The 14,179-nt window shown below is 73.8% G+C and carries 16 protein-coding genes and 1 tRNA gene; 12 read left to right on the forward strand and 5 right to left on the reverse strand.

Annotation, left to right across the window (positions count from 1 at the left end; translation table 11 throughout):
• The first annotated feature begins 241 nt into the window (after window positions 1-241).
• The 4 genes from CMN_RS02360 (at window position 242) to CMN_RS02375 (ending at window position 3,736) form a co-directional block, all read left to right on the forward strand.
• On the forward strand, window positions 242-1,312 hold the full coding sequence (locus CMN_RS02360; RefSeq protein ID WP_015489255.1) for a LacI family DNA-binding transcriptional regulator: 1,071 nt from the start codon (window positions 242-244) through the stop codon (window positions 1,310-1,312).
• Between the two features lie 171 nt (window positions 1,313-1,483).
• Window positions 1,484-2,182: a ThuA domain-containing protein gene (locus CMN_RS02365; protein WP_015489256.1), complete on the forward strand. Its 699-nt coding sequence runs from the start codon at window positions 1,484-1,486 to the stop codon at window positions 2,180-2,182.
• Window positions 2,183-2,199: 17 nt separating this feature from the next.
• A complete protein-coding gene (locus CMN_RS02370; protein WP_015489257.1) occupies window positions 2,200-3,276 on the forward strand; it encodes a Gfo/Idh/MocA family protein in 1,077 nt (358 codons plus the stop codon).
• Between the two features lie 91 nt (window positions 3,277-3,367).
• The gene (locus CMN_RS02375) at window positions 3,368-3,736 is read left to right on the forward strand and encodes a hypothetical protein (protein WP_015489258.1); all 369 of its coding nucleotides are present in this window, start codon (window positions 3,368-3,370) and stop codon (window positions 3,734-3,736) included.
• Window positions 3,737-3,772: 36 nt separating this feature from the next.
• On the opposite strand, the gene CMN_RS02380 is transcribed toward CMN_RS02375, so the two are convergent.
• On the reverse strand, window positions 3,773-5,128 hold the full coding sequence (locus CMN_RS02380) for an alpha-amylase family protein (protein WP_015489259.1): 1,356 nt from the start codon (window positions 5,126-5,128) through the stop codon (window positions 3,773-3,775).
• A gap of 190 nt (window positions 5,129-5,318) precedes the next feature.
• Here CMN_RS02380 and CMN_RS02385 point away from each other — a divergent pair.
• A tRNA-Arg gene (locus CMN_RS02385) sits at window positions 5,319-5,391 on the forward strand.
• 101 nt (window positions 5,392-5,492) lie between these two features.
• Here the strand turns inward: CMN_RS02385 and CMN_RS15160 are convergent.
• Genes CMN_RS15160 through CMN_RS02400 form a run of 3 tightly spaced genes read right to left on the reverse strand, consistent with a single transcriptional unit; the run spans window position 5,493 to window position 7,242 of the window.
• Window positions 5,493-5,765 (reverse strand): helix-turn-helix domain-containing protein, encoded by a 273-nt coding sequence (locus CMN_RS15160; RefSeq protein WP_051057921.1) that lies wholly within the window; start codon window positions 5,763-5,765, stop codon window positions 5,493-5,495.
• Window positions 5,762-6,829, reverse strand: coding sequence for a hypothetical protein (locus tag CMN_RS15165; protein ID WP_015489260.1), 1,068 nt, complete (start codon window positions 6,827-6,829; stop codon window positions 5,762-5,764). Before CMN_RS15165 ends, CMN_RS15160 begins: the two co-directional genes overlap by 4 nt.
• Window positions 6,826-7,242 (reverse strand): PadR family transcriptional regulator, encoded by a 417-nt coding sequence (locus CMN_RS02400; protein ID WP_015489261.1) that lies wholly within the window; start codon window positions 7,240-7,242, stop codon window positions 6,826-6,828. Before CMN_RS02400 ends, CMN_RS15165 begins: the two co-directional genes overlap by 4 nt.
• Window positions 7,243-7,386: 144 nt before the next feature.
• On the opposite strand from CMN_RS02400, the gene CMN_RS02405 reads away from it, so the two are divergent.
• From CMN_RS02405 to CMN_RS02430, 6 genes are all read left to right on the forward strand, one after another.
• Window positions 7,387-7,707, forward strand: a complete 321-nt coding sequence (locus CMN_RS02405) for a DUF6412 domain-containing protein (protein WP_227077723.1) — start codon at window positions 7,387-7,389, stop codon at window positions 7,705-7,707.
• A 106-nt stretch (window positions 7,708-7,813) separates the two neighbouring features.
• On the forward strand, window positions 7,814-8,581 hold the full coding sequence (locus CMN_RS02410) for a YidC/Oxa1 family membrane protein insertase (protein WP_015489263.1): 768 nt from the start codon (window positions 7,814-7,816) through the stop codon (window positions 8,579-8,581).
• 64 nt (window positions 8,582-8,645) lie between these two features.
• Window positions 8,646-9,554, forward strand: a complete 909-nt coding sequence (locus CMN_RS02415; protein ID WP_015489264.1) for an alanyl-tRNA editing protein — start codon at window positions 8,646-8,648, stop codon at window positions 9,552-9,554.
• A 124-nt stretch (window positions 9,555-9,678) separates the two neighbouring features.
• A complete protein-coding gene (locus tag CMN_RS02420) occupies window positions 9,679-10,209 on the forward strand; it encodes a hypothetical protein (RefSeq protein WP_015489265.1) in 531 nt (176 codons plus the stop codon).
• A gap of 17 nt (window positions 10,210-10,226) precedes the next feature.
• A complete protein-coding gene (locus tag CMN_RS02425) occupies window positions 10,227-11,261 on the forward strand; it encodes an aldo/keto reductase (RefSeq protein WP_015489266.1) in 1,035 nt (344 codons plus the stop codon).
• 88 nt (window positions 11,262-11,349) lie between these two features.
• Entirely contained in the window at window positions 11,350-12,123 is a 774-nt protein-coding gene (locus CMN_RS02430) for a lysophospholipid acyltransferase family protein (RefSeq protein WP_015489267.1), read from the forward strand.
• 262 nt (window positions 12,124-12,385) lie between these two features.
• Here the strand turns inward: CMN_RS02430 and panD are convergent, their stop codons facing one another.
• A complete protein-coding gene (gene panD, locus CMN_RS02435) occupies window positions 12,386-12,802 on the reverse strand; it encodes an aspartate 1-decarboxylase (RefSeq protein WP_015489268.1) in 417 nt (138 codons plus the stop codon).
• A 277-nt stretch (window positions 12,803-13,079) separates the two neighbouring features.
• On the opposite strand from panD, the gene CMN_RS02440 reads away from it, so the two are divergent.
• Window positions 13,080-14,171 (forward strand): YihY/virulence factor BrkB family protein, encoded by a 1,092-nt coding sequence (locus tag CMN_RS02440; protein WP_015489269.1) that lies wholly within the window; start codon window positions 13,080-13,082, stop codon window positions 14,169-14,171.
• The last annotated feature ends 8 nt before the right edge of the window (window positions 14,172-14,179 follow it).

The raw sequence follows: 14,179 nt of genomic DNA on the forward strand, positions 1-14,179 counted from the left end.
GATCCGCGGGTCGCCCATGCCGCCTCGCTCCTGGGACGTGGACGGGATGAGGCGAGGCGCCGCATGCGCGTGCGCCTCCGGTGGGAGCTCCTCGCCGTTGCGGGAGTCATCCTCCTCACCGTGACAGGATTGGCGGCCTACGTGGAGACCATCTCCTGAGCCACGACGCCGCGCGCGTCACGCCGGGATCAGGGAACGAGGACCGCGGTCGTCGGCCTGAGGTACGCCTAGCATCGCCCTCATGAGCGACACGTTTCCCGAGGCACCGCGGACGCCGGATCCCGAGCACGGCTCCGGCACGACCCTCGGCCTCATCGCGCGCGAGGCGAACGTGTCGATCGGCACGGTCAGCAAGGTCCTCAACGGGCGCAAGGGCATCTCGCCCGCGACCCGCGCGCGCGTCGAGGAGCTGATGGAGCTGCACGGCTACAGCAGGCGCGGCGCCGAGCGGCCGCACGGTGCGCTCATCGAGATCGTGCTGGAGGTGGTGGACACGGGCTTCTCCGTCGACCTGCTGCGCGGCGTCTCTGCGGTCGCGCGCGAGCACGGCCTGAGCGTCATCGTCACGGAGCACGGGCGCGACACCGCGCTCGACGGCGACTGGATGGCGGGCGTCATGCAGCGCCGGCCGATGGGCCTCGTGCTCGTGTTCTCCGACCTCGCGCCCGCGCAGAAGCGGCAGCTGCGCAGTCGCGGGATCCCGTTCGTGGTGGTGGATCCCGCGGGGTCGCCGGCCGCGGACGTGCCGGCCGTCGGATCCACCAACTGGGAGGGCGGGCACGCCGCGGGGGAGCACCTGCTGGGACTCGGGCACGTGCGCATCGGCGCCATCAGCGGGCCGACGGACCGGCTCTACTCCCGAGCGCGGATATCGGGGTTCCGCAGCGCGCTCGAGGCGGCCGGGCCCGGGGTGTCGCTCGTCGAGGCGGAGGGCGACTTCGGTCGCGCCGCCGGGTTCCGGGCAGGCGGCGAACTGCTCGACCGCGCGGAGCGACCGACCGCGATCTTCGCGGGCAACGACGAGCAGGCGGTCGGGCTCTACGAGGCCGCGCGCGAGCGGGGGATCCGCATCCCCGACGACCTCTCCGTGCTCGGCTACGACGATCTCCCGTTCGCCCGCATCGTCTCGCCCGCGCTGAGCACCGTGCGGCAGCCCGTGCGCGAGATGGCCGAGGCGGCGGCGCGCATGGTGCTGCGGATCCGCGAGGGCCGGAGCGAGGAGCCGACGCGGCTCGACCTCGCGACCGCGCTGGTGGTCCGCGCCAGTACGGCGGCGCCCGCGGCGACGGACGCGGTGTCGCCGCCTGAGTGAAACGTTTCGGATCGCCCACGGCCTCCTTGCCCCGCCCGACCGCGGGTGCGTAGCGTTCGAGGAGCGCCCGGCAGTCGACCGGACGCGCCCGACGAAGGAGTCGCCCGTGTCGCAGATCCCCCGCACGCCCGCCCGTCCGCATCGCGGTCGCCCGACCCGGACGGCGCTCGCGTGACCGCCGCCCGGAAGGCGCTCGTCGTCCGCGGGGGCTGGGACGGCCACATGCCCGTCGAGACCACGGGCCTGTTCATCCCGTTCCTCGAGGAGAACGGCTTCGAGGTGCGCGTGGAGGAGGGATCGGCCGTCTACGCCGACGCCGACGTCATGGCCGCGACCGATCTCATCGTGCAGGCCAACACCATGACCACGATCGAGCCCGAGGAGATGGCCGGCCTCCGCGCCGCCGTCATCGCGGGCACCGGCATGGCCGGCTGGCACGGCGGCATCGCCGACTCGTACCGCAACACGGCCGACTACCTCCACATGATCGGCGGCCAGTTCGCCCACCACGCGGGCAAGGACCCGGCCGAGCGCACGGGCGAGCAGTCCGACAACTACATCCCGTACACGGTCGAGATGACCGAGCTCGGGCGCACGCACGAGATCACGCAGGGGATCGCCGACTTCGACCTCGTGACCGAGCAGTACTGGGTGCTGAGCGACGAGTACAACGACGTGCTCGCGACCACGACGCAGACCGTGCGGCCGTGGGATCCGTGGCATCGGCCGGTGACCGCGCCCGCCATCTGGACCCGCCAGTGGGGCGAGGGCCGCATCTTCGTCTCCGCCCCCGGCCACCGCATCGAGGTCGTCGAGGACCCGAACGTCCGCACCATCATCGAGAGGGGTCTCCTGTGGGCGGCACGCTGAACCACGACGACGACGCGATGACCCTCGGGATCATCGGCGTCGGCAAGATCAGCGAGCAGTACTTCGCCGCGTTCGAGACCCTGCCGGGCGTCCGGCTCGTCGCGGTCGCCGACCTCGACCTCGATCGTGCGCGCACGGTCGCCGAGGCCCAGGGCGTGGACGCGCTGAGCGTCGACGACCTCATCGCCGACCCGCGGATCGACACCGTCCTGAACCTCACGATCCCCGCCGCGCACGCCGAGGTCGACCTCCGCGTGCTCGAGGCCGGGAAGCACGTGTACGGCGAGAAGCCGCTCGCGCTCAGCCCCGCCGAGGCCGAGCCGATCCTGCGGCTCGCCGAGGAGAATGGGCTGCGCGTCGGATCCGCGCCCGACACCGTGTTGGGCACCGGCATCCAGACCGCCCGCGCCGTGCTCGACGCCGGCACGATCGGGAAGCCCGTCGCCGCGAACGCCTTCTGGGGCGCGCCGGGGCATGAGCTCTGGCACCCCGCCCCGGCCTTCTACTACCAGCCGGGTGCCGGGCCGCTCTTCGACATGGGGCCGTACTACCTCACGGCGCTCGTGACGCTGCTCGGCCCGATCACGCGCGTGCAGGGCGCCTCGCTCCGCTCCGACCGGGTCCGCTCCGCCGCCTCCGACCCCGAATCCCGCGAGATCCCCGTCACCGTCGACACGCACGTGAGCGCCGTGCTCACGCACGAGTCGGGCGCGGTCTCCACGGTCACGATGAGCTTCGACGTGTGGGCCACGCGGATCCCGAACATCGAGGTGTACGGCACCGCCGGCACGCTCTCGGTGCCCGACCCGAACCACTTCTCGGGGGCGGTGCAGGTCGCGACGTCCGCCGACCGCGAGTGGGCGGACGTCGAGCCGAGCGCCGGCTACGTCGACGCGGGCCGCGGCTGCGGCCTCGCGGAGATGGCCGACGCGATCCGCCGGGGCGTCCCGCACCGGGCGTCCGGAGAGCTCGCGTTCCACGTGCTCGAGGTCATGGACGCGATCCTCGACCCCGCCTCGACGGGGGAGATCCGCAGCAGCGTGGGGCGCCCGGAGGCCGTGCCGCTGGGACAGCCGGGGCGCTCCGGGGACTGACCGGAGATCGTCCGCGAACAGGTAGTGGGCAGCCTTCCACAACCCCGCTCGACGCCCGTTCCTGGGAGCCCCGGCGGACTAGCCTGACGCCGTGACCCGCCACTTCTCGCAGTTCCTCTTCGCGCCGTACGGCGACGGGGAGGGGCTGCGCGCGGTGGAGGCGGACGCGTCCGACGAGCAGCTCCTCAGCGCCGAGGCGTGCGACGGAGATACGGACGACGAGCCGCGGGAACGGGCGGCGGACGCCACCGACCTCTCGGTCTGGCCCCCGCTCACGGTCGTCGAGTGGCCGCTCACGCACCGGCCGTTCGACGACGACGACGAGCCGGAGATCGCGGACGGGCACTTCTCGCCCGCGGACGAGGATCCGGACGGGGAGGCTCAGGAGGAGGCCGCCGCGCACGCCGCACGAGCCGCGCTCCTCGCCGAGGTCTACGGCTGGCCGCACCGCGCCATCTGACGCGCCTCCTGTCGCCGCGGCGCTCCCTCCGGTCGCCTACGCGCCGGCCAGCACCGCCCAGGAGTGCCCGGGCACGCGGCCGTCGCCCGCGAGGTCGCCCGCCTCGAGGCCGCCAGACGGACCGGGGATCGCCAGGGGCTCGTCGCCCAGGTTGAGCACGAGGCGCAGCGCGTCCGGCGATCCGAGCGCCACGCCGCCGCCCGCGCCCGTTCCCGACGGCCGCAGCGTGACGGTGAGCGCGGTGTTGGTGAGGCCCGAGGTCTCCATCCGCGCGTCGACCAGCCAGGCGTGCCGCCGACGGAGGCCGACGAGCTCCTGGTGCAGGCGGCGGATCCGGGCGGCGTGCTCGTCGTCGGGGAGGTCGTCGGGCGCGGCCGGGTACGCCGGGCGCACGGCGTCGTCGCCGCCCGCGCGGTCCTCCTTCACGCCGGTGAGGCCGCGCTCGTCGCCCGCGTAGATCGACGGGATGCCGGGCAGCAGGAGCAGCAGGGCGATCGCGTGGCCGAGGTGGCGCGGATCCACCGCCGACGCGATGCGCGTCACGTCGTGGTTGCCGACGAAGGTCTGCGGCGTGAACGCCGGCAGCAGCTCGCCGTGGCGCGTGAGGGTCCAGTCGAGCTCGAACAGGTTGCCCTCGGCGATGGAGTTGCGGATCGACTTCCACAGCTCGTACGCGGTGACGGAGTCGATGGACGACCCGGCCTGGTAGCCGACGTAGTCGCCGTGGATCATCTCGCCGACGAACCACGCGTCGGGGTGGCGCTCGCGGACGCGCGGCAGCACCGCCGCCCAGAACGACGCGGGCACGGCGTAGGCCGCGTCGAGCCGCCAGCCGGAGATGCCGCGGTCGAGCCAGTGGATCATCACCTCGGCCACGTGCGCGCGCACGGCCTCGGAGTCGTGGTCGAGCGTGACCAGCGCGCCGTGGCCCTCGAAGCCGACGGGTTCGCCGGCGTCGTCCCAGCGGAACCAGGAGGCGGCCTCGGATCCAGGCCCGTCGGCGAGCGCCTGCACGAAGCGCGGGTAGCTGCGGCCCACGTGGTTGAAGACGCCGTCGAGGAGCACCCGGACCCCGCGCGCGGAGGCGTCGGCGAGGAGGGTGTCGAAGTCGGCGTCGTCGCCGAGCCGCGGATCCACGGTCAGGTTGTCGCGGGTGTCGTAGCCGTGGGTCTCCGAGTCGAAGACCGGGCCGAGCAGCAGGCCGTTCGCGCCGAGGTCGACGAGGTAGGGGAGCCACGCGCGGAGGCGGTCGAGGCGGTGGGCGGGCGGCGCGTCGGGGTGCGCGGGGGATCCGCCGTCGGGCCCGGCGAGGTCGTCGCGGGTCTGCGGCGCGCCCGTGAAGCCGAGCGGGTAGACGTGCCACCAGACGACGTGGTCGGTCCAGGATGCCAAGGGTCGCTCCTCGCGGTTCGGGTCGATCCAGCCTAATGAGCGGCGATCGTGACGGCCGTCGGCCGGAATCCGTCGGACAGCGGCAGGGGCGCGGCGGGCGGTCGGCGGCGCGGATTCGCGGGGCGGCCCCGCAGCATGTAGTCTGTCTCCCGGCCTGATCGCCGCTCGCGGGGATCATCGCCGCACGACTGCGCCCGTAGCTCAACGGATAGAGCATCTGACTACGGATCAGAAGGTTGGGGGTTCGAATCCCTCCGGGCGCACAGCACCTCCGGGTGCATCTCTCTGGTTGAGACAGGATGCCGAACGGCCCGCCACTGGCGGGCCGTTCGCGTTTCTCCGGCGACATCCCGGATGCCGCCCCTCAGCGCGTCGTCGCGAGCGGCTCCACCACGCGGTTCTCGTACGCCCAGATCGTGGCGTGCAGGCGGTCGCGCACGCCGAGCTTGTCGAGCGTGCGGCTGACGTGCGTCTTCACCGTCGTCGGCGCGAGGAACAGCCGCCCAGCGATCTCCGCTTTGGACAGGCCGCGGGCGACGAGCACGAGGATCTCCCGCTCGCGCGCCGTCAGCCGCGCGAGTTCCGCATCCGCGCTGATCCCGAGGGCGGGGTGGCCGTGGTCGAGGAGGGCGCTCACGGGGTCGGCTCCTCGGCGGGGGCGGGCTCGGGTGCGGGGGTCTCCGCGGGCGGCGACGCATCCGGTGCGGCGGTCGGCGACGGCGCGGACGTCGCCTCGGGATCCGGGTCGAGCGGCAGGGCCTTCGCGAACGGCGGACGCACCACGGCGTCGCTGCCGTCGATCGTCCCGGTCACCAGGGCGGCGTCGGATCCGCCGAGCGGGAAGACGTTCCAGGCGCCGTCGGCCGGGGTGACCGGCTCGCCCGTCGCCGGGTCGCTGACGGTGCCGTCCGTCTCGTACGAGCCGATGGTCGTCAGCGGCTCGCCGTCCTGGTCGAAGAGCTGCACGCGGTCGAGGAGGTCCCCCTCGGCGTCGTACGCGAAGAGGTTGGTGATCTGCTTGCCGTCGAGCGAGAGGCCCGGCTGCTCGTAGGGGGTGGAGTAGGCCGCCCCTGGGTCGTCATACCCCCGGGCGGCGAGCTCGTTGAGCATGCTCGGGATCAGGACGACGAGGGCCACCGCGGTGACCGAGCTCGCGATGGTGCGCAGGGTGCGGGCCGTGCGGGATCGCGTCCACCGCCCGAGGCCCCACTGCACGCTGATCACCGTCAGCACGATGAGGGCGACCCAGCCGGTGAGATCCGTCGGCAGCACCCGGAAGCTCCCGGCCACCACGAACGCGAGCACCTGGTACCCCGCCCACGCCCGCAGCAGCCACCACACCGGGCGGAAGACGATGAGCAGGTCGAGGATCGCGGAGAGCTCGCGGTTCGCACGGATCCGGGCGTGCAGCTCCCCGGCCCGCGCGCGGATCCCGTCCCGCAGCTGGTGCAGCGGGGAGGCGGCGGCTGTCTCGACCGTCCGGTCCGGCAGTCCCGCCGAGCTGCGCAGCTCATCCGCGTAGCGCGCGGGGTCGCCGAGCTCGAGGGCGCCGTCGTGATCCGCGGCCTCCTCCTGCAGGTCGGCCTCGAGGCCGCCCGTGAGGTCGTCGACGTCCTCGGGATCGAGGTCCGCGAGCCGGGCGCGCACGGCCGCGGCGAAGGCGGCGATGCGGGTGTCGAGGGTGGGATCTGCGGTGTTCACGGCTTCTCTCCGATCGTGCGGACGTTCACGGATGGGGGCACGGAGCCCTCGCCGGTGCCGCCGGCCTTCCGGGTGCGGTGGGTCGGCGCGGGGGCCGGCTCGCCGAGGAGCCCGCTCATGGCCGTGGCGAAGGCCGCCCAGGTGGCGCGCTGCCCGGCGAGCAGCTCCCGGCCCTCGGGGTTGATCGCGTAGTACTTGCGGTGCGGTCCGCCCTCGGACGGCACCACGTAGCTCGAGAGCGCGCCGGCCGCGTAGAGGCGGCGGAGCGTCCCGTAGACCGAGGCGTCGCCCACGTCGCCGAGGCCCGCGTCGCGCAGGCGCCGGACGATGTCGTAGCCGTACCCGTCGTCGTGTTGCACCACGGCGAGCACCGCGGTGTCGAGCGCGCCCTTCAAAAGCTGCGTGGTGTCCATCAGTCGATCTCTCTCATGCGTCGCACAGTATCACGCAGTGCGCGGTACCTCGGAGTGCCGCGCATGGCGGCGCGTCCCGTCGATGACGGCGGGTGGCGGTCACCGGCCCTCGTGCGCGCCGTAGGTGCGGTGCTACCGTCGGGCATGCCCATCGTCCTGGAGGCCCTCGGCCGCGCGCTCGCCCTCCTCGGCGACGTCGTGCTGGGCGGCGCGGGCGTCTCGCCGGCGATCCTCCTCGCGGCCCTCCTCGGCGCCGCGTCCGTGGCCGCCGCGGTCGCGCTCGTGCGCATCGCCGCGGCGCGCGGGCTCCTCGGACGCGTCGCGCCTCCGTCCCTCCCGGACGAGGACGTCGACCTCCCGGTGCTCGTCTCCTCGAGCGACCCGGACGCCGACGGGCACGAGCGCTCGCGCGCACCGGGCCGCCGGATGCAGGTCGTCGTGCCTGCGCCGCTCCCGGCCGCCTGACCGCGGCCAGCAGGGGTCCACCGCCGCCATCGCGCGGCACGGATCCGGCGCGCGCCCGCATGCGACGACCAGTCGGACCGCATCCGCTCTCGTCGCAAGGAACTCCGTGGACCCCACATCGATCGCCCCCGTCCGAACCGTGCTCGACGGCCTGTCCCAGCTCGTCGTCGGCCTCGCCGACCTGATCCACCCGCTCGCCGGCGCCTCCGCGACCGGCGTGGCCGTCATCCTCCTGACCCTCGGGGTGCGCGCCCTGCTCGTGCCGGTCGGCGTGGCGCAGGTGCGCGCCGAGATCCAGCGCCGCCGGATCGCGCCCGCGCTTGCCGAGCTCCGTCGCCGCCACGCGGGCAAGCCCGAGCAGCTGTCGCGGGCGATGCAGGAGCTGTACGCCCGCGAGGGCGCGTCGCCGCTCGCCGGCTGCCTGCCGACGCTCGCGCAGGCGCCCGTGCTCGCGGCCGTCTACGCCCTCTTCGCGCACGCGCGGATCGGCGGGGAGGCGAACGCGCTGCTCGCCGCGCCCTTCGCCGGGATCCCGCTCGGCACGAGCGCGCTCGCCTCGACGGGGCTGGGCGTCACGCCGCTCGTCGTCGCGGTCGTCGTGCTCGGGCTGCTCGCCGTGGTGATCGAGGTCCGCCGCCGCGCCGACCTGCGCTTCCAGGGGCCGCCCGCACCCGTCGATCCGGCGCTGCCCGGCACGGCCGGCATGACCACGATGATGCGGGTGCTGCCGTTCGTCACGGTCGTCTTCGCGGGCGTAGCCCCGCTCGCCGCGGCCCTGTACCTGCTGTCCAGCGCCGCGTGGACGCTCGTCGAGCGCGCGGCGCTGCGGCGGCTCCTCGGCCGCGCGCCCTCGCGGGGGACGGCGCCCGCGTGATCCAGTCGGCCGGTCCGCGGCACCCGGTCTGGGAGGATCGAGGCACACCGAGCCGGGAGCCACCATGATCTCCACCCCCGCGGGCGCCGTCGCCCTGCCGCCCACGCGCGTGACCTACCCGGCGGGATCCGTCGCCTCGGAGGGGACCGTCCTCCGCGTCGACGACCTCGCCGACGGCACGCGCGCCGTCGTGCTCGACGTGACCGCGTGCCACCCCGTCGACGCGGCCTGGCCCGACCAGCCGGCCGACCGCGCGGTGCTCCGGGTGCGCGGCGCCGGGATCGAGGTGCTCGACTGCGTCGTCGGCGCGGCGTCGACGGATCCCGCGGAGGACGCGGCGCTCCACGTCGGGTCGGACGTGCCGGTGAAGAAGGGCGCCGACGGCTGGTCGTTCGTCGCCGTCCACGTCGTGCCGGGCGACGCCGACGTGCGCGCGGGCGACGGGGTCGAGGTCCTGGTGGATCCCGAGCACCGCCGGTCGCTCAGCGCCGGCCACACGGGCTGCCACCTCGCCTCCCTCGCCCTCGACCGCGCGCTCGCCGATGCCTGGACCAAGGACGTGCCCCGCGACGCGCTCGGCGCGCCGGGCTTCGACGCGCTCGCGATCGGCACCTCGCGCATCGGACCGTGGTCGTCCGTCGACACCTACCGCCTCGGGAAGTCGCTGCGGAAGAAGGGCTTCGTGCCCGCGACGCTCGTCGAGCGCCTCGACGAGGTGCGCGCGCAGGTCGACGCCACGCTCGCCGGGTGGGTCGCCTCGGGCGCCGCCGCGCGGATCGAGCGCGAGGGCGACCTGCTCGCCTCGCGTCGCTCCTGGGTGTGCGAGCTGCCGGACGGCACCGCCCGGATCCCATGCGGGGGCACCCACCTCGCCAGCCTCGACGAGCTCGCGTCCATCTCGGTCGACCTCGCGGTCGAGGAGGCCGACGGCGCCGTCGTGGTACGGATGCGCACCACCTGCGTCCCGGCCTGACACCCCTGGCCGGGTGACTCCGGTATCCCCGCACCTCCCGCGTCGGGTAGCGTGGACAGGCACCGTCCGGCCGACCGGCATCCTCGGTCCGGCGACGGCGCGGCGATGGAAAGCGGTATCGAACGTGGCAGCAACCCCCGCGACGAAGTGCTCGGTCTGCGGCAAGGCGAACCCCGTGGGCATGGCCACGGGCAACATCCTCGACCACGGTCACAACCACGAGCGCTGCCCGGGTTCGGGGAAGCCGCCGGCCGTGTCGACCAAGCCCACCTCGGCGGCCGCGAAGTCGGGCATCGCCCCGTCGCGGAAGCCCGCGAGCGAGGCCGCGAAGCGCGAGCCCAGCCGCAAGACCACGCCGGCCAAGGCTGCCGGCCCCACGCGCGGCGTCACCGTGCGCCGCGTCGAGGTCGACACCGAGCGCCTGCGCCTCCGCGAGGAGAAGCTCGAGCGGATCCGCCTGCAGCGCGAGGAGGCGGCCCGCCGTCGCCTCGGCGACTACATCGTGCCGCTCGACGCGGACGGACAGGAGGCCCCGGAGGCCGAGATCACGCTGGAGACCATGGATGACGAGGCCCAGGCCTCGGTCGAGCCCGGCGCCTCCACCGAGTCCGACGTCGCGACCGCCGACGCCGCGGGCGGCCGCCCCACCGCCTAGCGCGTAGCGTGGCGCTCATGACAGAGCAGTCCACCGCCCAGCCCACCGCGTACCTCGGCCGCACCGGCGTGGAGGTCTCGCGCCTCTGCCTCGGCACCATGATGTTCGGCGCCTGGGGCGAGACCGACCACGAGAAGTCCATCCGCGTGATCCACCGCGCCATCGACGCGGGGATCACCTTCATCGACACCGCCGACATCTACGCGTACGGCGAGTCGGAGGAGATCGTCGGCAAGGCGCTCGCGCAGTCCGGCCGCCGCGACGACCTGATCCTCGCCACCAAGTTCTTCAACGGGATGAAGCCCGAGGCCAACTTCCGCGGCGGATCGCGGCGCTGGATCATGCGCGCCGTCGAGGACTCGCTGCGCCGCCTCGGCACCGACCACATCGACCTGTACCAGATGCACCGGCCGGACGAGCACACGGACATCGAGGAGACCCTCGGCGCGCTCACCGACCTCGTCGCGCAGGGCAAGGTGCGCTACATCGGCTCGTCGACGTTCCAGCCGAGCCAGGTCGTCGAGGCGCAGTGGGTCGCGCGGGAGCGCGGAACCGCGCGGTTCGTCACCGAGCAGCCGCCGTACTCGATGCTCACCCGCGGCATCGAGGCGGATCTCCTCCCCACCACACAGCGCCACGGCATGGGCACGCTCGTCTGGTCGCCGCTCGCCGGCGGCTGGCTCTCCGGCAAGTACCGGAAGGGCCAGGACATCCCGAAGACGCACCGCAACGACCGCGACCCGTCCCGCTACGACCCGGCCGACCCGAAGTTCGCGGCCGCCGACCAGCTGGGCGCCCTCGCCGACGAGCTCGGCGTGCCGCTCGTGCACCTCGCGCTCGCCTTCGTGCTGCGCCACCCGGCGGTGTCGAGCGCGATCATCGGCCCGCGCACCATGGAGCAGCTCGAGTCCCAGCTCGACGCCGCGAACCTGGAGCTCGACGCCGCGACGCTCGACCGCATCGACGAGATCGTGCCGCCCGGCCTCAACGTGAACCCGGCCGACACGGGCTTCGCGAACTACTGGCTGGATCCCGCCCGCCGCCGCCGCTGACCCGCTGGCGACGTCCGGGAGCCGACGTGCCCGTCCTGGCACCGTCGGCTCCCGGTGCGCGCGGAGTCGACCCCCGTAGGGTCGGTGCATGAGCCGCCCCACCCGCGAGCCCGTCTACGGGACCGCCGTCATCCTGGGGCGCGCGCTCTTCGGATCCCTCCGCCTCCGCCTCGTCGCCGACGGCCGCGACCGGATCCCCGACACCGGCGGCGCGGTCATCGCGATGACCCACTTCGGCTACCTCGAGTTCGCGCTCGTCGAGTGGGCCACGTGGCTGCACAACCGCCGGCGGATCCGCTTCATGGCGCAGAAGCGAGCCTTCGACCGACCGGGCGTCGGCTGGGTGCTCCGGCGCATGCACCACATCAGCGTCGACATGACCGCGGGCGGCGCGGCCTACGCGGACGCCGTCGCGGCGCTGCGCGCGGGCGAGCTCATCGGCGTCTTCCCCGAGGCCGGCGTGAGCGCCTCTTTCCGCGTCCGCGAGCTGAAGACCGGCGCCGCGCGGCTGGCCGCCGAGGCTGGCGTGCCGATCGTGCCCGTCGCCGTGTGGGGCGGCCATCGGCTCCTCACCAAGAACCGCCGCATCCGCCTGCGCGACCGCATCGGCGTGCCCGTCCACGTGAGCGTGGGGGAGCGGATCCCCGTGGCGCCGGACGCGGATCCGCGCGAGGTCACCGACGCCCTGCGCGACGAGCTCCAGCGGCTCGTCGACGACCTGCAGTCCGCCTACCCGGTGGACGGCCGCGGCACGTGGTGGCAGCCGCGGCATCGGGGCGGCACGGCGCCGACGCCCGAGGAGGCGGCGGCGGCCGACGCGGAGCGCGACGAGCGGCGGAGGCGTCGCGCCGAGGGGCGCTGAACCAGCGGACGCGTAGCGGACATGAGATCGGCCCGGACCTTCGAGGCCCGGGCCGATCTGCGCACGTGAACGTCTGTTACCCGCAGACGAACCGGCTGGTGCGGTACCGCTCACCCGAAGAGCCGTACCGGATGACTCCACGGTAGCCGCGCATGCTGACGATCCCCCTGGATGCGCGGGAATGTACCCCGGACTGGGGGGAAGCGCCTTTGTCCGTCGTTTGGAGGACCCGCTACAGTCGGCCCTCCTTCGGCGGCCCCGGTCAGACGGGTTCGGACAGCGGCGAGCGCTCGAGGCCGGGCGCGGGCGGCGCGGTGGGGTCGGCGTCGACGGCGCGGATCCGGTTGCCCGCGTCCACGTGCACCACGCGCGGCTCGAGCGCGCGGGCCTCCTCCGTGGTCATCTGGCCGTAGGCGATGAGGATCACCACGTCGCCGACGCCCACGAGGTGCGCGGCCGCGCCGTTGATGCCGAGCACGCCGCTGCCGCGCTCGCCCGCGATCGTGTAGGTGTCGAGCCGTGCGCCGTTGGTCACGTCGACGATGCTGACGCGCTCGCCGACGAGGATGTCGGCGGCGTCGAGCAGGTCGCGGTCGACCGTGACCGAGCCGACGTAGTGCAGGTCGGCGTGCGTCACCGTGGCGCGGTGGATCTTCGCGGTCATCATGGTGCGCAGCATGCGTGCTCCTCTGCTCGGGCGGCGTCCGTGCCTGCCGGGGCGGAGCACGGTGATCGACGAGGCGATCACGTGGGCAACGCGCGCGGAGGGGCGGATGTTCCGGCGGGTGCCGGATCCGCCTCCGCGCGAGGCCCTCGGCGAGTGTACGAGACGCGTGCGCGCACGGCGGACGCGGCCCGCGGCCGACCGCTCCTCCCACCGCGGGCTAGGCGCGCCGCCGGGCGGGGGCCACGCTGGGGGGAGGGGACCCGACCCCGCGCACACCACGGAGGCACCAGTGGCACGACGAGACACGGCCGGCACCATCGAGGACCGACCCGACGAGGAGGACGCGCGCAAGCCCGACTCCCCGACGGAGATCGAGAAGCCGTCCTGGAAGTACGTCCTCCGCAAAACCATGCGCGAGTTCGGATCCGACCAGTGCACCGACATCGCGGCGTCGCTCACCTACTACGCGGTGCTGTCGCTGTTCCCGGCGCTCATCGCGATCATCTCGCTGCTCGGCGTGTTCGGGCAGGGACCGTCGACGGTGGATGCGGTGCTCGACGTGGTGCGGGGCTTCGCACCCCGGGACGCCCTCGAGCTCATCGAGCCGATCCTGATGGGCTTCGTCGACTCGCCCGCCGCCGGCTTCGCCCTCGTCTCCGGCATCGTGCTCGCGATCTGGTCGGCCTCCGGCTACGTCGGCGCCTTCACCCGGGCGATGAACCGCATCTACGAGATCCCCGAGGGCCGCCCGTTCCTCAAGCTCAAGCCCATGCAGCTCGCCGTCACGGTCATCGGCATCGTGATCCTGCTGATCTGCGCGCTCGTCATCGCGATCTCCGGTCCCGTCACCGAGGCCATCGGCGCCGCGCTCGGCCTCGGTCCGACCGTGCAGATCGTGTGGTCCATCGCGAAGTGGCCGGTGCTCGCCTTCGCGATCGTGCTGCTCATCGCGATCCTCTACTACGCGACGCCGAACGCGAAGCAGCCGAAGTTCCGCTGGATGAGCATGGGCGCGGCCATCGCGCTCGTCGTGCTGGTCGTCGCGAGCGTCGGCTTCGCCTTCTACGTCACGAACTTCTCGAGCTACGCGAAGAACTACGGCGCGCTCGCCGGCGTCGTCGTGTTCCTGCTCTGGCTGTGGATCGCGAACCTCGCGCTGCTGTTCGGCGCCGAGTTCGACGCGGAGCTCGAGCGCGGGCGCCAGCTCCAGGCCGGCATCGCCGCGGAGGAGACACTCCAGCTCCCGCCGCGCGACACGAAGGTGAGCGACAAGAAGGCGGCCGCGGAGCGCGAGGACGTGAAGCGCGGCCGCGGGATCCGCGAGCGGCACGAGCGCGTCGAGCGCCTCGGCGGCGGAGGCGACGCGGGCGACGGCGCCTGATCCGAGCG

It is taken from the genome of Clavibacter nebraskensis NCPPB 2581 (assembly GCF_000355695.1).
GTDB classification, from domain to species: domain Bacteria; phylum Actinomycetota; class Actinomycetes; order Actinomycetales; family Microbacteriaceae; genus Clavibacter; species Clavibacter nebraskensis.

Excerpts from the sequence above, each read along its gene's own strand:
- CMN_RS02360 (WP_015489255.1), top strand. The coding sequence starts at position 242 with ATGAGCGACACGTTTCCCGAGGCACCGCGGACGCCGGATCCCGAGCAC.
- CMN_RS02370 (WP_015489257.1), top strand. The coding sequence starts at position 2,200 with ATGACCCTCGGGATCATCGGCGTCGGCAAGATCAGCGAGCAGTACTTC.
- CMN_RS02400 (WP_015489261.1), bottom strand. The coding sequence starts at position 7,242 with ATGGACACCACGCAGCTTTTGAAGGGCGCGCTCGACACCGCGGTGCTC.
- CMN_RS02405 (WP_227077723.1), top strand. The coding sequence starts at position 7,387 with ATGCCCATCGTCCTGGAGGCCCTCGGCCGCGCGCTCGCCCTCCTCGGC.
- CMN_RS02415 (WP_015489264.1), top strand. The coding sequence starts at position 8,646 with ATGATCTCCACCCCCGCGGGCGCCGTCGCCCTGCCGCCCACGCGCGTG.
- CMN_RS02425 (WP_015489266.1), top strand. The coding sequence starts at position 10,227 with ATGACAGAGCAGTCCACCGCCCAGCCCACCGCGTACCTCGGCCGCACC.
- CMN_RS02430 (WP_015489267.1), top strand. The coding sequence starts at position 11,350 with ATGAGCCGCCCCACCCGCGAGCCCGTCTACGGGACCGCCGTCATCCTG.
- panD (WP_015489268.1), bottom strand. The coding sequence starts at position 12,802 with ATGCTGCGCACCATGATGACCGCGAAGATCCACCGCGCCACGGTGACG.